This window comes from Nocardia sp. NPDC057663, assembly GCF_042799895.1.
GTDB lineage: Bacteria > Actinomycetota > Actinomycetes > Mycobacteriales > Mycobacteriaceae > Nocardia.
The window spans coordinates 1-17640 of the sequence record NZ_JBHVHX010000034.1 but is presented as its reverse complement, the minus strand read 5'-3'; the positions used below and the strand labels follow the sequence as shown (position 1 = coordinate 17640).

16 protein-coding genes are annotated in these 17640 nt (G+C 64.7%); 9 read left to right on the top strand and 7 right to left on the bottom strand.

Features of this window, described 5'->3' with window-relative positions:
• Positions 1 to 4: 4 nt before the first annotated feature.
• Both ACFVAV_RS34260 and ACFVAV_RS34255 read left to right on the top strand, forming a co-directional pair.
• On the top strand, positions 5 to 1192 hold the full coding sequence (locus ACFVAV_RS34260) for an acyl-CoA dehydrogenase family protein (protein WP_379039805.1): 1188 nt from the start codon (positions 5 to 7) through the stop codon (positions 1190 to 1192).
• 648 nt (positions 1193 to 1840) lie between these two features.
• Positions 1841 to 3175, top strand: a complete 1335-nt coding sequence (locus ACFVAV_RS34255; protein WP_379039827.1) for an NlpC/P60 family protein — start codon at positions 1841 to 1843, stop codon at positions 3173 to 3175.
• Positions 3176 to 3268: 93 nt separating this feature from the next.
• Here ACFVAV_RS34255 and ACFVAV_RS34250 read toward each other — a convergent pair whose 3' ends face one another.
• Positions 3269 to 5005, bottom strand: a complete 1737-nt coding sequence (locus tag ACFVAV_RS34250) for an AMP-dependent synthetase/ligase (RefSeq protein ID WP_379039826.1) — start codon at positions 5003 to 5005, stop codon at positions 3269 to 3271.
• 141 nt (positions 5006 to 5146) lie between these two features.
• Here ACFVAV_RS34250 and ACFVAV_RS34245 point away from each other — a divergent pair, with 141 nt between their 5' ends.
• Positions 5147 to 5782, top strand: coding sequence for a TetR family transcriptional regulator (locus tag ACFVAV_RS34245; protein ID WP_379039803.1), 636 nt, complete (start codon positions 5147 to 5149; stop codon positions 5780 to 5782).
• 32 nt (positions 5783 to 5814) lie between these two features.
• A complete protein-coding gene (locus ACFVAV_RS34240) occupies positions 5815 to 6630 on the top strand; it encodes an alpha/beta fold hydrolase (RefSeq protein WP_379039802.1) in 816 nt (271 codons plus the stop codon).
• Between the two features lie 51 nt (positions 6631 to 6681).
• Here the strand turns inward: ACFVAV_RS34240 and ACFVAV_RS34235 are convergent, their stop codons facing one another.
• From ACFVAV_RS34235 to ACFVAV_RS34210, 6 genes are all read right to left on the bottom strand, one after another.
• Positions 6682 to 7119: a nuclear transport factor 2 family protein gene (locus ACFVAV_RS34235; protein ID WP_379039801.1), complete on the bottom strand. Its 438-nt coding sequence runs from the start codon at positions 7117 to 7119 to the stop codon at positions 6682 to 6684.
• Positions 7120 to 7247: 128 nt separating this feature from the next.
• Positions 7248 to 8396 carry an acyl-CoA dehydrogenase family protein gene (locus ACFVAV_RS34230; protein ID WP_379039800.1) on the bottom strand — a complete coding sequence of 383 codons (1149 nt, stop codon included), beginning with the start codon at positions 8394 to 8396 and terminating at the stop codon, positions 7248 to 7250.
• Position 8397: 1 nt separating this feature from the next.
• The gene (locus ACFVAV_RS34225; RefSeq protein ID WP_379039798.1) at positions 8398 to 9549 is read right to left on the bottom strand and encodes an acetyl-CoA C-acetyltransferase; all 1152 of its coding nucleotides are present in this window, start codon (positions 9547 to 9549) and stop codon (positions 8398 to 8400) included.
• Positions 9550 to 9643: 94 nt separating this feature from the next.
• Positions 9644 to 9919: a cytochrome C oxidase subunit IV family protein gene (locus ACFVAV_RS34220; protein WP_379039797.1), complete on the bottom strand. Its 276-nt coding sequence runs from the start codon at positions 9917 to 9919 to the stop codon at positions 9644 to 9646.
• Positions 9916 to 10575 (bottom strand): cytochrome c oxidase subunit 3, encoded by a 660-nt coding sequence (locus ACFVAV_RS34215; protein ID WP_379039796.1) that lies wholly within the window; start codon positions 10573 to 10575, stop codon positions 9916 to 9918. The genes ACFVAV_RS34220 and ACFVAV_RS34215 overlap by 4 nt, the downstream gene beginning before the upstream one ends.
• Entirely contained in the window at positions 10572 to 11282 is a 711-nt protein-coding gene (locus ACFVAV_RS34210; protein ID WP_379039794.1) for a hypothetical protein, read from the bottom strand. Before ACFVAV_RS34210 ends, ACFVAV_RS34215 begins: the two co-directional genes overlap by 4 nt.
• 282 nt (positions 11283 to 11564) lie before the next feature.
• Between ACFVAV_RS34210 and ACFVAV_RS34205 the strand changes: the two genes are divergently transcribed.
• The 5 genes from ACFVAV_RS34205 (at position 11565) to ACFVAV_RS34185 (ending at position 17569) form a co-directional block, all read left to right on the top strand.
• A complete protein-coding gene (locus ACFVAV_RS34205) occupies positions 11565 to 12341 on the top strand; it encodes an enoyl-CoA hydratase/isomerase family protein (RefSeq protein WP_379039793.1) in 777 nt (258 codons plus the stop codon).
• Between the two features lie 8 nt (positions 12342 to 12349).
• Positions 12350 to 13510 carry an acyl-CoA dehydrogenase family protein gene (locus tag ACFVAV_RS34200; protein WP_379039792.1) on the top strand — a complete coding sequence of 387 codons (1161 nt, stop codon included), beginning with the start codon at positions 12350 to 12352 and terminating at the stop codon, positions 13508 to 13510.
• A gap of 32 nt (positions 13511 to 13542) precedes the next feature.
• Positions 13543 to 14406 carry an SDR family NAD(P)-dependent oxidoreductase gene (locus ACFVAV_RS34195; protein ID WP_379039791.1) on the top strand — a complete coding sequence of 288 codons (864 nt, stop codon included), beginning with the start codon at positions 13543 to 13545 and terminating at the stop codon, positions 14404 to 14406.
• Positions 14407 to 14420: 14 nt separating this feature from the next.
• A complete protein-coding gene (locus tag ACFVAV_RS34190) occupies positions 14421 to 15728 on the top strand; it encodes a phytoene desaturase family protein (protein ID WP_379039789.1) in 1308 nt (435 codons plus the stop codon).
• 410 nt (positions 15729 to 16138) lie between these two features.
• Positions 16139 to 17569: a wax ester/triacylglycerol synthase family O-acyltransferase gene (locus ACFVAV_RS34185; protein WP_379039788.1), complete on the top strand. Its 1431-nt coding sequence runs from the start codon at positions 16139 to 16141 to the stop codon at positions 17567 to 17569.
• Positions 17570 to 17640: the final 71 nt, after the last annotated feature.

The window sequence follows — 17640 nt, the reverse complement described above, 5'->3', positions numbered from 1 at the left end:
AGCGATGTCTCCAGCAATCGTTGATTTGTCGTTGTCCGAGTCCCCGGCTCTCGCCGATCGAGCGCGCTCGCTGATTCCGCTGCTCCGTCAGCACTCGGCGGCGGCCGAACGCGATCGCAGACTCACCCCGGAGGTGGTGGACGCATTGCGCGAGGCCGGTCTCTTCCGGATGAGCGTGCCGAAGTCACACGGTGGCGACGAGCTGTCGGTCCGTGACCAGGCCGCGGTGATTCTCGAAATCGGCCGCGGCTGCGCCTCGGCAGGTTGGCTGGTCGGAATCACCGGCGTCGTGGACGCGTTGGCCCCGCTGCTCCCGGAATCGGGCGCCGGCGAGATGTTCTTCGCGACACCGGATGTCTTCGTGTGCAACAACGGTGGTAATCATGACGCAACCGCTACCGAGGTGCAGGGTGGCTATCGGGTGACAGGCCGGTTTCCCACTGTCTCCGGCTGCGAGATCGGCGACTGGATGCTCATGGTCACGGTTCCGGTCGTAGTTGACGGTGAGCTCGGTGGCGAGCTGGTTTCGATGGTCGCGCCGCTGGCCGCCGCACATATCGAACGCACATGGGATGTCGCAGGCATGCTCGGCACCGGCAGTCACACGGTCGAGTACGAGGACCTGTTCGTACCGGAGAATCACGCGATCAAGCATCCTGTCGATCCTCAGGACGGCTTGCTGAACCTTCCGAAGCCGGAGAAGTTCGTAGGCTTGGCGCATCGCACGATCGCCGCACTGGTCGGTGCCGCGTATGGGGCGCTCGACACCGTGCAGGGGATGCTCGCCAAAGGCAAGCCCCTCACCGACACGATCTATGGTTCAGCTCTGGAGTCGCCCGTTGCCCGCCACTGGCTGGCGGAGGCCGTCCATCTCCTGGATACCGCCTACGGACACCTACTGGCCGCTGCCGACTTGCTCGACGCGTCCTTCGCCGCGGGTGATATGTCTCGACTGGATCGCACTCGCGCCCGTCGCCACATGACTTCGGCGATAGACCGGTCACGCGAGGCCATTTCGCTGCTCCTCGACCTGGGCGGGACCGGCGGATTCGCCACGGGCAATCCACTGCAGCGTTATTGGCGCGACTTCGAAACCGGTAGCCACCATGCCCACTTCAACAAGCTGGTCAGTATCGAGGACTACACGCGTGCCCTGCTTCGCATCGATCCAGCGGTATCGGTGGTCCACTGACCCGCCGGTGTGACCTCGTGGTGCGCTGCTCGGCTCCCGGGCGTCCACGAAGTGCCGGGTGGACGCTCGTCGCGGTGACCACGTAGTGGGCGGGGCCACGCTGCCAGGATGTTCGGGCAGCGTGGCCCCGGATCACGCTCGGCGATCCGGCACCGACGACGCACCGCAGGGGGAGATCGGCCGTCGGCGCGAGAGCATCCTCGCTGCAAAATGTGATGTAACTTAAAATATTCGAGTCAGCTGGTCGCTGACTCGGCTCTTGGTGTGCACTGTCTCCGTGGGTGCGCACCGGGCGGGTTCGACAGATTGCTCCGCCCTTGAAGTTTTCCTGACATGGAGCTGACCAGCAATCTTGTCCGCGTAAGTCCACTTATGCTACGGTAACTATCGATATGGCGCGGGTCACATGTTCGTCATCCATATCGGCCAGTCGCGGTCGCGTGAACCCGCATCCATAGGTTCTAATTGATAATATATTCAATTCTGACGGCCTGCAGGCTCTCTCGAAACGTGCCCGCAGGCCCAGCGACTGGACCTGGACACCGGAGATCTCAATGAACATTCGACGTTTTGCGCGGACGGTGTGGGGCCGGACCAGCGTGCCGGATCGGTCGGTTGCCCGACCCCAGGTGACGGGTGGTGATCGAAATGACTGATCCGGGTTCGGCTGTCATCGCGATCATCGCCTCGGCGGCGGGGATGTTCGAGAACGCGAATCCGCCTGAGCCGGTACAGCTCTACGTGTCCGAGGTCGTCGAATCCGCACCTGCGATCGCCGACGGTGTACAGCAGTTCACCGCGCAGCTTCCGCAGCCCGCCCGTCAGGCCGTGGAGGATGGCGTTGCCGCCGCCGCGGCCGCGATGGCGGAGGTGGCGGGGCCGAATGTGCCATCGGGACAAGGGGTTCCACCCGCTCTTCCGGAAGCTCTGGTGGATCCGGGGCCCGAACCTGGTGTGGCGCCCGAGGTTTCCGTTCAACCTGTTATCGGGGGGAGTGGGCCAGTCGCTGCCGCGCCGGCTCGGTCGACCGTCGCTGGAAGCGGATCGGTCGGTGGTGGCGCACTCCGGCCCATGGTTCCTTCGCCGGCGGATACTTCACTGCCTGGCGGGTTTCCGGTTTTCGTTCCGTGGCTGCAGAAGGCGGGCCACCTCTGTGACGGCATCAAGCCGGCCACCATTGCGGCGATCTACGCTGCGGAGAACAACTTTCGGTATGGTCCGGGTGCGCCGGTCTCGCCCGCCGGGGCCCGGGGCCCGGGCCAGTTCATGGAGGCGACGTGGCGAAAGTATGGCCGGTCCGCTGTCGGTGACGGACCGGGTGACATCAACAGCGTCGCGGATTCGGTCATGGCGTCCGGTCACTTCCTCTGCGATATGTACGGCCAGATCGAAGTGTGGATTGCGCAAGGGCGAGTTCGTGGAAACCCAGTCGATCTCGCGGTAGCGGGATACAACGCTGGGCTCGGCGCCGTTCTCTCGTCGGGCGGAATTCCCTCCGGTCTGGCCGACTACGAGAACGAGACCAAACCGTACGTGGCGAAGGTGCGTGGCCTGGAACCTCACTACGCGTCGTTGCTGGCACGGCTGACCGGTGCCGCGTCCGCGGAGCCGGGGCTCGACGTGGTCAGCCGGGCAACCGAGTACCTCGGACTTCCGTATGTGTGGGGAGGAGGGAACGTGCATGGACCTTCCGCGGGTGGGTTCGACTGCTCGGGTCTGACCTCGTTCGCTGTTTTCGCGGCCACGGGCGGCCAGGTGGTCCTTCCGCGCACCTCGGAGACTCAATGGCAGGTGGGGCGCGAGGTTTCCCTGACCGATGCCCAGCCTGGGGATCTGGTCTTCGGGAACTGGCAGCGATCAGGTCCTGGCCATGTGGGAATCTACATCGGCGGCGGGCAGATGATCCATGCGCCGCAAACCGGCGACGTAGTCAAGGTCGGGCCGGTGTTCGACGGAATGCGAGCGCGCCGGGTCATCGGGTGAGCGGACTTGAATGATCTCCGTCGGTCCGATGCGACTCGCCTGAGGGAGCCGCATCGGACCGCACCCGACAGTGCTGGTGATCTGATGCCGGAGTCAGCGGTACATCTGTTCGATCGTGGTCGAGTAGCGATCGTTGATGGGTTTGCGGCGCAGTTTCATTGTCGGGGTGAGCATGTCGGATCCGGGCTCCCAGAACTCCTCGACGATCGTGAACTTCTTGATCTGCTCGACCCGGGAGAGTTTCGCGTTGGCTTGCGAGACGGCCTGTTCGATCAGCACGTGTACAGCGGGGTCCTTCGCCAGCACGGCGGGTTCCGCGATAAGGCCGGTCTTCGCTGCGTACGCGGCGGCGCTGTCCGGATCCAGGGAGATGAGTGCGACGTTGTATTTGCGATTGTCGCCGATCGCGACGGCCTGACCGATCAAGGGGGAGAACGCCTTGATCCAGTTCTCGATGTTCGCCGGCGACATGTTCTTCCCGCCGGCGTTGATGATCAACTCCTTCTTGCGGTCGACGATCTCGAGAAACCCGTCGGCATCGAGCCGGCCGATGTCGCCGGTATGCAGCCAGCTGTCGGTGTCGATCGCCTCGGCGGTCTTGTCGGGCTTGTTCAGGTACCCCTTCATCACGATCGGGCCGCGCACGAGTACCTCGCCGTCGTCGGCAATCTTGATCGTATTACCGGGAAGAACCTTGCCCACGGTCCCGACCCGGACCGTTCCCGGCGGGGAGATGGTTCCCATTCCTGATACCTCCGACATACCCCAGGCGTCGGAGACGGGGATGCCGAGACCGTTGAAGAACCGCAGAACCTCCGGCGCGATGGGTGCCGCGCCCGAGATCGCGAGTGAGAGATCGTTCAGACCGATGGCGGCTCGGAGTTTCGACAGCACGAGTGTGTCTGCGGCGCGCTCCTGAAGCGACGTCGACAGGCTCGGAGAGCGGCCGTCGAGCCGTGCGTCGGATGCTTCGCGCCCGACCTTCAGCGCCCACTGCGCGAGAGCCCCTTTGGCGCCGGTCGCTTCGGCGAGTTTCGACTCGATGCCGGCTTTGAGCTTCTGCCAGACCTGGGGCACCGCGCCGAACACTGTCGGTCGGACGTCGACGAGAGCGGGCAGGAGGGCGGTCCGGTCGGCGACGGTGGTGACCTGGTCGCCGACGACCTGCAAGGTGTACAGCCCCGTCCAGCGATCGGCGGCATGCGCCGACGGCAGGAAGGACAACAATCGGTCCGCCGGGGTGATCCGCATCAGCTGTTCGGTCGCGTCGACCATGGCGAGCATGTTCGCGTGTGTCAGCTGTACGCCCTTGGGATCACCGGTGGTACCCGAGGTGTAGATGAGGGTGAGGACATCGCCGGGTTGTACCGCTCGCCAGGTGGACTCGAAATCGAAGCCCGGATCTCCCTGTGCTGCAACAGAATCGATGGATACGGTGCCTGGCGAGACGTCGTCGATGCAGACGACGGTCACAGTGTCGGGTTTGCTCGCTACCAGCATGGGGGCGAATTGGGACTCGCACACCACCACGCGCGCGCCGGAGTCGTTCAGCAGGTACTGGATCTGCTCTGGTGAGGATGTGTTGTAGACGGAGAACGCGATCGCGCCGAGGTGCTGCAACGCCACGTCGATCGGATAGAACTCCGGCCGGTTGGTCATCATCAGTGCCACCGTGTCGCCGCGGATGACATCGAGACCGGCGAAGCCGGCGGCAAGGGCGCGGACTCGCTCGTCCCATTGACGAAAAGTCAAGGACGGGCCATCGCCGAGAGTGCGGACCGCGATCTTGTCCGGGTCTCGCCGGACGGTCGATTGAAACGCCGCACACATCGTCGTTGCCGCGGCGGCGAAAGTGTCGCTCATCGAGATTCCTTGCACTCTGTTGACTATGAGGTGCCAATGATGCACTCTTCTTGCATGTGAGTGTAACCACAATGTCTGGTCGGTTGCAGGCACAGCGGCTAAGGAAGAATGTCGGAGATGACGAGCAGTCCTACGATCTCGGTGCGTGCTGCGACACGGGAGTTGGTGCGTGAGCGCATCCTGGTCGCTGCTGCGGAGCTGGTCGCCGGTGCCGATTGGAAGAGCATCCGCATGAGCGACATCGCCGAGCGCGCCGGTTTGAGCAGGCGAACGGTCTTCAACGAGTTCGAATCCAAGGCTGGTGTGCTGGAAGCGGTGGTGTGGCGGCAGACTGCCCGGTATCTCGAAGGCGCCGGTCAGCGATTGGCGATGCATCGAGACGATCCGGTCGCGGCGGCTACGGCGGTTGCCCGATACCTGCTCACGACAGTCGCTGACGACCCGTTGCTCCGCGTCATGCTGGCCGGATCCTCTGATGCCTCGAGTGAATTGCTCACGTTGGCCACCACCCAGTCGGGCCCGTTCGTCACGGCTGTCACCGACTTCTATCTCGCCTTTGCGACGCAGCACTGGAGCGGCCTGATCAGGGCTGACGCCGACGTGCCCTTCGTCGTCGAAAGTTTGGTCCGATTGGTGTTCAGTCACATGATCCGACCTTCAGGGCCACCCGATCCGACCGCACAGTCGATCGGACAGCTCGCGCAGGCCCTGCTTCTTGCACCGGCTTCACACGAAGCCGACTGACCGTCCGTCACAGAGAGAGGGATACGTCAACGATGACGAATTCCGCCAAGCGCACGCCCCTGGAGCACTATCGCGGGGGCTCGGGAGAACCACTACTTCTCCTGCACGGCGCGACCAGTTCCTGGCGCTGCTGGGAATCGATGCTGCCCGACCTCGTCGGCTGCTACGACGTGCTCGCACCGAACCTTCCGGGCCACGCGGGGCAGCCAGGACTCAAGCCGTTCACCATCGAACGTGCGGCTGATGCGCTCGAGATCCTCATGGACGAGGCAGGGTTCGCCACCGCCCACATCGCGGGAAATTCGCTCGGCGGCTGGCTCGCGATGGAGCTGGCTCGCCGGGGCCGCGCTCGCAGCGTGGTCCTGTTGTCGCCCGCGGGCGGCTGGACATCGGATGAAGTGCGCGTTCCCGCGTTGTTCCGGTCGATGCGCCGCGGAACGCAGCTTGGTGGGAAGGTATTGCCCGCCGCCATGCGCGTGCAGGCATTGCGCCGCATCCTGATGCGGCTCGTCTGTGAGCATGGGGATCGGATGACGCCCGAACAGGCCGCCGCCGGGATCGAGGACGTCCTCGCCTGCACTCTGTTCGATGAGATGCCTGAGCGCCTCGAGGCTCAATCCGAGCCCTTCGGCGATCTCGGCATCCCCATCCTGCTCGCATGGGGTACCAGCGACCGAGTCCTCACCATTCCGCGCTATTCCGATCCCTGGCGTCGGCTGCTCCCCACCGCGACCTGGCGCACGTACCCCGGCGTCGGGCACGTCCCTATGCTCGACAATCCTGCCCTGGTCAGTCGGGCGATCATCGACTGGTCTGCGCCCGCCGCGGCTGACTGCCGGGCGAGTTGAGGCCTCAACCGCCCAGGTCCTCTCGCTTCCGCGAACGAAAGTTCCTCCTGCTCAGCCGATAGGCACGGAAGCTTGGTGCAAGACAGTTGTCAGATCCCAGAAGTCACGGTGGCTGGTGAGGCGCCCGGTCGAGTCGTAGGTACAGACGGCGACACCGGGAACGTGGAATCGCGTCCCGGACGCGTCGACGAGCTTGCCCGAACGTAAACGCAAGGGGCCGGCGAAGGTCCCGCGCCATACCCATTCGGAATACAGGCGTCCGTCAGCGGCGTAGGTATCACCGAAATCGATTTCCGAGTCGGGGGAGAATTCGAGCATGTACCGATGGAATTTGCCGATCTCCGTGTGGCCTTCGTAGGTGGTTCCCATAGCGATGTCGGTGTAGGTGCCGTCAGCGGCGAAAAATGTCAGGAGCTCTTCGGGGTCGGCGGTCCATGCGTGCGAGTAGGCACCCGCGAACGTCGCTTCCGTCGGATGGGGCGTAGTCAATGCTGTCTCCCTGCGTAGCTTTTCGTCGAATGAGTTGGGTCGGGTCCCGTGAGTGCCCAGCTTGCTCAGGCGGGTACCACGCACGCGGCCCCCGAACCGCACTGGTTCGGGGGCCGCTGTGCCTGGAATCAGCGGACGATTTCCCGGCCGATGAGTTCCTTCATGATCTCGGTCGTGCCACCGTAGATGGTCTGGATCCGAGTGTCGGTGTAGGCCTTGCCGACCGGATATTCGGTCATGAAGCCATAGCCGCCGTGCAGCTGCAGGCAGCGGTCGATCACGCGCTTCTGGAGCTCGCTGATGTACCACTTGCCCTTGGCCGCGTCGATCGGATCGAGCTCGCCCGCGTTGTAGGCGAGCACCGATTTGTCGAGATAGGCCTCCGCGAGATCGAGTTCGGTCTGCATCTCGGCCAGCTCGAACCGAACGTGCTGGAAGTCGGCGATCGGCTGGCTGAAGGCCCGGCGCTGCTTGCAGTACTCGATGGTCTGATCGAGAATCACCCGCGCCGTGGCCATCGCCTTGGCGGCGACGCCGAGACGTTCGCGCGGCAAGTGGCTCATCAGGTACTGCAGGCCCTTGCCTTCTTCGCCGAGAAGATTCGCGTGCGGGACACGAGCATTGACGAAGTACAGCTCGGCGGTGTCCTGGCCGTGCAGGCCGATCTTGTCGAGCTTGCGCCCGTGCTCGAAGCCCGGGGTGTCGCGTTCTACCGCGAACAGGCTGAAGCCCCGCGAACCCGCGTCGGGATCGGTCCGCACGGCCAGCACGACCAGGTCGGCCATGATGCCGCTGGAGATGAAGGTCTTCTGCCCGTTGATGATCCAGTCGTCCCCGTCCCGCACCGCGCTGGTGCGGATTCCGCGCAGGTCGCTTCCGGTGCCGGGTTCGGTCATCGCGAGCGCCCCGATGATGTCACCCGTGGCGAAGCCGGGCAGCCATCGCTGCTTCTGCTCGTCGTTGGTGAGGTCGAGGATGTAGTGCAGGACGAGGTCGTCCTGCAAGCTCACGGTGAGGTTGAACGACAGCGCGTTGATGCGCGACACCTCTTCGCAGACGACCATCCGATACCGGTAGTCGTGCACGCCCGAGCCGCCGTACTCTTCGCCGATCTCGAGTCCGTACACGCCGGCGGCGGCGGCCTTCTTGTAGACCTCGCGGTCGATCCAGCGGTCCTCGTCCCACTTGTCCTTGTTCGGGGCGACCTCACGCTCGAGGAAAGCCCGGACAGTTTCGCGATACGCCTCGTGGTCGGCCTCATAGAGCGCCCGGCGCATCTCAGAGCCTTTCGATGATGGTGACGTTCGCCTGACCGCCGCCTTCACACATGGTCTGGAGACCGTAACGGCCACCGGTGCGCTCGAGTTCGTGCAGCATCGAGGTCATGAGACGCGCGCCGGTCGCACCGATCGGGTGGCCCAGGGCGATCGCGCCGCCGTTGGGGTTGACGATGGCCGGGTCGGCACCGATCTCGGCGATCCAGGCGAGAACCACCGGAGCGAACGCCTCGTTGATCTCGACGACGTCGATGTCGCCGATGGAAAGGCCCGCTCGCTTCAGCGCGTGCTGAGTGGCGGGGATGGGGGCGCTGAGCATCATCACCGGGTCCGCGCCGCGCACCGACATGTGATGAATGCGCGCACGCGGAGTGAAGCCGTAACGCTCGACCGCGGCCTCGGAGGCGACCAGCAGGGACGCGGCGCCATCGGAGATCTGGCTGGCGACGGCGGCAGTGAGGCGACCGCCTTCCACCAGGGTCTTCAGCGACGCCATCTTCTCGATGGTCGTATCCGCGCGAGGCCCCTGGTCGACGGTCACCCCGGCGAACTCGGTGATCTCGCGGGTGAAGTGGCCCTCCGAGATGGCGTGCAGCGCACGGCGGTGGCTCTCGAACGCGAAGGCCTCGAGCGTCTCGCGGCTCAGGTTCCAGCGTTCGGCCATCATCTCCGCGCCGCGGAACTGCGAGATCTCCTCGTTGCCGTAGCGGGCCTGCCAGCCCTCGCTGCCCGTCCAGGGGTCGGTCGAGCCGTAGGGCTCGCCGGCCTGGAACGCGGACAGGATGGGGAACTGGCTCATCTTCTGCACGCCACCGGCGACGATCAGGTCGCTGGTACCGCTCATGACCGCTTGGGCGGCGAAATGCACCGCCTGCTGCGCGGACCCACACTGGCGGTCGATGGTGACGCCCGGCACGGACTCCGGGAGACCGGCGGCGAGCGCCGCGGTACGAGCGATATCGCCTGCCTGCGCACCGATGTTGTCGAGGCAACCGAGGATCACGTCGTCGATATCGGCCGGATCGAATTCGTTGCGGCCGACCACGGTCTTGATGGTGTGCGCCGCCATATCCGCCGGATGGGACTCGGCGAAGCCGCCCCCGCGCTTGCCGACCGCGGTGCGAACGGCATCGATGATGTACGCCTCTGGCATGGTTCTCTCCTGTGATGTGGCTTGTTTAATTGAATGTATACTAAAAACTGTGGCGAGTCGAAGACGTCTCGGTCACGGTGTGGCGGCTGTCGGTTCAGTAGACGATCAAGAGCACGGTCACCGAGCCGACGACGGCTGTCCAGGCTTCGAAGGCCCGCCGCAGCGTCTTCGGCGCGGACCGGAGCTCCATGAATTCGATTCCGATGAAGTACGCCTTCGCGAACGCGATCGCGATGGCGGCAGCGGAGGCGAACCGGACGTTGCCGGACGCGAACGGGTGGCTGCCGCCGAGCCACCATGTCGTACAGGTGGCCAGAACGAGTCCGATCCAGACCCATGTTGCTCTGCGCGGAAAGACGTGTCCGTTCATGCGAGGCATCCCAGGTACAGCAGGGTGAAGATGACGACCCACAGCAGGTCGACCATGTGCCAATAGACCGCGGCGACTTCCGAGAACGGCCGAGCGCCCGAGGCATCGTGATCACCTCGGCACTGTCTGCGCCAGAACGTCACCATCACCGCGCCGACCAGGACGTGAACCAGGTGGATCCCGGTCAGCACGAAATAGAACGTCCAGAACATATTGGTGGTGACCACGTGGCCCGAGGTGATCGCCATGCTGTACTCGACGGCCTTCAACGCGGCGAACACGAGGGCGCAGGCGACTACGCCGGCCAACATGGCGCGGGCGAGAGACGCCGATCCCCGGCGCTGCGCGTGCAAGGCGATGACGACGAGATAGGAGCTCAGCAGCAGGACCAAGGTGTTGACCGCGCCGATGGATTGATGGAGGTGCTCGGCCGACGCGGCGAAGGTCGGCCGGTCGTTGCGGTTCTCCCAGACGAAGACGATGAAGAAGGCGCCGAACAGCGTCATGTCGCCGAGGATGAAAACCCAGAGGCCGAGCTCCCCCGGCGCACCGCCGTCCCCGGACGGTTCCGAATCGGGGACGGCGGTGTCCGGTTCGTCCGTGTACCAGACGAACCCGGGAAACTCGGCCTCGGCGGCGGGTTCCGCCACGGTCATGCCGTCGCCTTCTCCGGCGCGTCCAGAGCTCCGTCGAGTGTCGAATTGGCCTGGCGGACTGCGAAGTACATACCGACGAGGAACGCACCGTACGCCGCGAGGGCCAGCCAGAACACGAAGACTCCGTTCCAGGCGAACGGACCGGACAGGAAGAAGTACGCGAGCACGTCGGGAATGAAGGCGAAGGCAACCCAGAGGTTGAGGTAGCCACTCCACCGCGGGAACACCGAGCGCTTGTCGCTCAGCACCGCGATGCCGATCGCCAGGTTTTGAATGATGAACGGCATGATCGGGGTGAACAGGATCATCCAGGTGACATCGTTCATCAATCGGAGGGTCTCGGGATCACGGTCGCCGCGAAACGCCATGAGCGCGTAGAGCATCTGCGGAAACATGTTGACGACCACGGTCACCGCGGCAGCGATGATCTGAACGAAGGTCAGTACGGGTGTGCGCCCCTCCATGCGGAGCATGTGTACCGAGATCAGCGCGAACATCGGCAGCATGAGCACGACGCCCACCGATGCCAACACGAAGCCGATCATCACCCGGGTCGGGTCCTCGGTGTAGAAGCGCATCACCTCGTCGGCCGACGCCGAGGGGCTCAGCGGCACCGGCAGCATGCCCGCGATCGTCCATCCGATCAGCGTGATGATCAGCGCTGCGGGTCCACCCAGCGCGCAAATGTTTCTGACTCGAGCGGTCATAGAGCTTCCTTCGATGGTGGGTGCACCGGTGTGTTGACAGGGCGGAAATTAGTATAATCTAGATTAGAATCGCGTCAATCCCTGGTTAACACTTCGGCGAAGGGTTCGCGCCGCGCCGCGCCGCCCGCGGCCGGGACGCGAGGGTGTGTGCCGGAGCCGGAGCCGGAGCGGTGGGCCGTGCGACCCGCCTCCTCGGTGGCCTGTCGAGGCTCCGGGGGAGGGCGGAATGCTTGACCGAGGTAAAACTTTAATCTACATTAAACTCGAAATGGAGGTAAATCGTTGATCGGGTACAAGGTTGTCGACAGCATCGCCTACGTGACGCTGGATCGACCGGCGTCGCGTAATGCCTTCGACAAGTCGATGGGCGCGGCGTTCCTGGAAGTGGCGACCCGGATCGCCAACGACGACGGGCTGCGGGCCGTGCTGATCACCGGCAACGGCCCCGTATTCAGCGTCGGTGGTGACATCGGCGCGTTCTCCGAGGGCGCGCAGGATTTGCCGGACACGCTCACGCGGATGGCCTTGCTCATGCACGAGGGGATCCGGCTGCTCGCCAGGGTCAACGTCCCGGTCGTCACGGCGGTCCAGGGCGCGTGCGCGGGCGGCGCGCTGGCCTGCTTGTACGCGGCCGATATCACGATCGCGGCGACCGGGACGAAGTTCGCCACCGGGTTCGGGCGTATCGGGATCTCCGCCGATTCCGGCAACACCTGGTATCTGCCGAAATTCATCGGTATCCGGCGGGCGAGCGAGATGTTGTTCGAAGACCGGGTCATCGATGCCGACACCGCCGCCGAATGGGGACTGATCAATCGGGTGGTGGCGCCCGAGCTGGTCGAGGCCGAAGCGGAGAAGACGGTGCGCCGACTCGCCGCGGGCGCGACCCGGGGCTACGGCGAGATGCGCCGCCTCCTGCACCGATCGTGGACCACCACCCTCGACCATGCGCTGTCGGAGGAGACCGTGGCGCTGCGCCACGTCGCTCGTACGGACGACGCTCGCGGAGCCATCGAGAGCTTCCTCAACAAACAGCATCCGACCTTCACCGGAAAGTGAGAATTACGTTGTCTGCCTTCATCACCGATACCGACGAGCGGGCGCTGCTGCGCGAAAGTGTCGCCAAGCTGGCCAACAAGTACGGCCAGCAGTACTTCCTCGAGCGCTCCCGCGCCGGAGGCAAGGTCGACGAGTTGTGGCACGACCTCGGGCAGGCAGGCCTGCTCGGTGTGCACCTGCCGGAGGAGTACGGCGGAGGCGGCGCTGGTCTGTCCGAAATGCTGATCGTGATCGAGGAGCTCGCCGCGCAGGGTTTTCCCCTGTTGCTCGCGGTCGTCTCACCCGCGATCTGTGGTTCGATCCTGGCAGCGCATGGCTCGGAGGCGATGAAGTCCACCTGGCTGCCAGGACTCGCGGACGGCAGTCGCAAGATGGCGTTCGGCCTGACCGAACCCGATGCCGGTTCCAACAGCCACAACGTCGGCACCACCGCTCGCCGCGACGGTGAAGACTGGATCATCTCCGGTGGCAAGTACTTCATCTCGGCGATCGACGAATGCGAGGCGATCCTGCTGATCACGCGGGATGCCGACTTCGTCGGGTCGTCGCGGTCGCCGCTGTCGATGTTCGTGGTGCCTACCGATACACCGGGACTGACGCTGCAGCCGCTCCCGACCGCCGTGGTCTCGCCCGACAATCAGTTCACAGTGTTTCTCGACGAAGTCCGCGTCGGTCCCGAATCGTTGATCGGTGACGCGGGCAACGGCCTGCGCCAGGTGTTCGCCGGCCTGAATCCGGAGCGCATCCTCGCCTCGGGCATCAGCACCGGCATCGGTCGTTACGCGATCGCCAAGGCTGTGGAGTACGCCAAGAACCGTCAGGTCTGGTCGGTGCCGATCGGCGCGCACCAGGGCATCTCCCATCCGCTCGCCGAATCGCACATCGCGGTCGAGCTCGCCCGCCTCGCCGCCTACCGTGCGGCCGAGCTGTTCGACGCCGGGCAGCCGGCCGCGGAGGCCGCCAATATCGCCAAATTCGCTGCCGCGGACGCTTCTTTGAAGGCTCTGGACCAGGCCATACAGACCCACGGCGGTAACGGACTGTCGCTGGAATACGGCCTGGCCGAGCTCTGGTTCTCCGCGCGGCTGCTCAAGACAGCGCCGGTGAGCCGGGAGATGGTCCTCAATTTCGTCGCGCAGACCAGTCTGAAACTGCCCGCGTCGTACTGAACACAACCTGGAAGATCAAGGGAGACAAACTGATGCCCGGAGTAACCGATCGTGTGATCGTCGTGACCGGAGCCGGTGGCGGCCTCGGCCGCGAGTACGCGCTACTGCTTGCCGGAGAGGGTGCCCTGGTCGTGGTGAACGACCTCGGTGGCTCCCGAGACGGCTCCGGCTCCGGCACCTCGATGGCCGACACCGTCGTGCAGGAAATCCGTGACGCCGGCGGCACCGCGGTGGCCAACTACGACAACATCGCCACCGAAGAGGGCGCGGCCGCGCTGATCAAGACCGCCGTCGACACCTACGGCACCGTCCACGGCGTCATCCACAACGCGGGCATTCTGCGGGACGGCTCCTTCGCGAAGATGTCCACCGAGAACTGGGAATCGGTGCAGCGGGTCCATCTGTGGGGCGGCTACTACGTCACCCGCGCGGCCTGGCCCTACTTCCGCGAGCAGAACCACGGCCGCATCGTCGTCGCGGCGTCGACCAGCGGCCTCTTCGGCAACTTCGGTCAGGCCAACTACGGAGCCGCCAAGCTGGGCCTCGTCGGTCTGATCAACACCCTCGCTATCGAGGGTGCCCGCAACAACATCCTGGCCAATGCCATCGCGCCACTGGCAGCTACCCGGATGACCGAGGACATCGCGCCCAAGGAGATGCTCGACAAGCTGCCGCCCGCGCACGTGGCCGGTGTCGTCGGCTACCTGATGAGCGACGAATGTGCCGACACCGCGACGGTCATCGTCGCCGGCGGCGGCCAGGTCCATCGCGTCCAGCAGTTCCAGAACAAGGGCGCTGTCTTCGCGACCCCGCCGACCATCGACGAAGTCGCCGCGCAGTGGAACCAGATCACCGACATGTCGGGCGCTGAGCCCGGCACCAACCCGCTCGGCTGAATCGAGGATTGATCATGACCGAAAACAATTGGGACGCTCTGGTAATCGGCGCCGGCGCCGGCGGCTTGCTCGCTGCCGCCCGGCTGTCGCACCTGGGCTACAAGACGCTGGTCGTCGAGCGACTGGACAAGGTCGGCGGCCGTGCCTCGACCGATGACATCGACGGCTTCAAGGTCAACAACGGTGCCATCGTCATCGAACTCGGTGGCCTCACCGAGGAGACCTTCGACGAGGTCGGCGCGAAGTTCGATATTCGCAAGCCGGAACCGCCCATCCTCTACCGTATCGGCGGCAAAGACGTGGACGTCACCGGCGGTGGCTGGGGCTTCCTGCTGTCCAAGCTCACCCGCCAGGGCGCGAAGCTCGTGCAGGGCCTCGGTGCGGCCCGCAACGACAGCGGTATGCCCGAGGACGAGCTGTCCACCGCCGAATGGGTCGCCAAGTACACCAAGAACGAGTCGGTCCACGGCATCTTCCGCAACATGTGCGGCTCGGTCTTCGCCGTCGGTTCCGAAGAACTGCCCGCGCGGGTCTTCCTCACCTACTTCACCCGCAAGAGCGCGTTCAAGAAGTTCGGCTACTGTCCGGACGGGACCATCGGTGTGTGGAAGTCGCTCGCCGACGTGGTGGAGGCCAACGGAGGTGCGGTCTGGCTCGACAGCGAAGTCACCGCGCTGAACATGACCGACGGCCGTATCACCGGTGCGGTGATCGCCCGCGGTGGTGAGACCATCGAGGTGACGAGCAATGTCACCGTCAGCGATATCGGTCCGTTCGCCACCCTGGACCTGGTCGGACGGGACAATCTTCCCGCCGAGTACGTCGCGCAGGTGGATAAGGCCAACCGGCCCTGCGCCATGATCTCGGTGAACTTCGCCAGTCAGCGCCCGCTCGTCAAGGCCCCCGGTATGACCAGCTTCGCCCAGACCAAGCGGCTCTGCTACGTCGCCAACTTCACCGAGACCTGCCCGGAAATGGCGCCGGATGGCTGGTACCTGTACCAGGGCACGGCTGTTCCCAAGCCGGCTGTCGGCGATTTCGACGAGAAGGCCGAGACCGAGCTGCTGCTGCAGGACCTGCGTGAGCAGGTGCCCGGCTTCGACGACGCGCGCATCCTGTCGATCAACGTCACCCGTGACGGCTGGCCGCCGCAGCGTGCGGTGGCCGGCTTCGACCTTCCGCACACCACCCCGATCGCCAATCTGTGGAACGTGGGTGACGCGGTCAAGGAGTACGGCAACGGCGGCACCACCGCGTGCGCGGAAACCGCCAAGATCGTCGTCGACAAGATCCGCGATCAGTTCCCGGTCTCGACGGCATAACCACACGGCTCGATTCGTCCGCCACCGCCGTGATCCGGCCGGCTGGGGGAGTCGAGACGCCGCAACCTGACAGGTCCGACCGTACGTGGTTGCGGTTGCGGCACAAATGAATAGGCCGTAGGCGCGAAAAACGATGCGCCTGCGGCCTATTCGTCTTTTCCGGCAGCAGCGCTCACAGATCGCCCCCGACGCGGTCGCGACCTGTGGCGCCACGGTGCCGGAAGGGCGGCGGCGACCGCGGTGCGCGGCCCGGCTGTGTACCGCACCACACGCTGCTCGTTCGACGCCCGAAGGCGTTATGTCTAAAGTATATTAGATTTTGCCGGAATCGGGCCGAGCTCACGGTTTCACAGCAAGGGCATTCAACGACGAACGCCATCCATCCGTTCCAACCGATTGAGAACAGGTAGATGTCGAAAACCATCCTGAACATCTTTGATGCCGCGTGGTTCTTCGTGGAAAGGGCTGATGCGCCTGCGCATTTCGGCCCGCTGATCATTCTCTCGCCGCCTGTGGGGGCACCCCCGACGTACGTGGGCGATCTCGTCGCAGCCTGGCGTGAGAGCAAGACGTTCGCTTCGCCGTTCAACCAAGTGGTGCGCTGCAGGCCGATCGCGTACTGGGACACCATGCCGGATACAGACATCGACCTGGACTACCACCTGCGGCATGTCGCTCTTCCCGCACCGGGCGGTGAACGCGAACTCGGCGTGCTCGTTTCGCATCTGCATTCGATTCCGCTCGACAGGCGTCGACCGTTGTGGGAATGCCATGTGATCGAAGGACTCGAGAACGGCAGATTCGCGGTCTACCTCAAGTTCCATCACGGGCAACTCGACGGTGTCGGTGCCGCACGCCTCATCGGGCGGGTCTTCACCAACGATGCGGATGCCCGTGGATTGCTGCCGCCGTGGAGTGCGGGCCTGCGCGGCAACGTGCCTGCGCCCGCGCCGCTCCGCTCCATCGCGACCGAAGCGGCCGCGTCGACGGTTTCGGCGTGGGGGAAGTTCGGTGCGGCCGGAAAGTTCTGTCGTGCAGTCGGATCCGGCGTCGTGGCAGCGCGCGCGCTGATGGATATGGCCGCTGCCGTGCGTACCGATCGCACTGGTGATCTCACCCGACCTTTCCAGGCGGCGAGGACGCCGTTCAACCACCGGATCTGCAATCAGCGCCGGGTTGCCACTCAGCACTACGACCTGGCACGGTTCAAACGCGCAGCCAAGGCGGCGGACGTCACCGTCAACGATGTCTTTCTGACCGCGTTCGGAGGGGCGCTGCAGAGGTACCTGCGGGAATTGGACGCGGTTCCGGACGGGCCGGTCGTCGGCCAGATCCCGGTCAACGTCCGGGAGTTGAACACGGCGTCGATGGGGAATGCGCTGGCCTTCATCTTCGCGCGGCTGCGCACCGAGATCGCCGATCCGCTCGTGCGGCTCCAGGCGGTGCACCGATCCACCAAAGCGGCCAAGAGTTTCCATCGAGCGCTGCCACCGGCTGCGGTCATGCCGTTCACGATGCTGTTGTCCGGTCCGCAAATGGCTCTGCTGATGGCGAATCTCGGCGGGTTCGGCCGCCCGGCTGCGAACCTGGTGATCTCCAATGTGCCCGGCCCCGTCGATCAGCTCTACTTCAACGGCGCGCAGGTGCAGGAGATCTACGGTCCATCGGTTCTCTTTCACGGACAGGCGTTGAATGTGACGATGTCGAGCTACGCCGGCAAAGCGGTCATCAGCTTCACCGCCTGTAGCAAGTCACTGCCACACGTGCAACGGCTTGCCGTCTACACCGGAGCCGCGCTGGAAGAAATCGAACAGGCGCTCGAGCTCGAACCATTGCCCTGATCTGGAGTACAACAAGCAGCCGGTGCGGTTGGTTTTCTGCACCGGCTGCTTGTTGTTGTTGTGGGGTTATC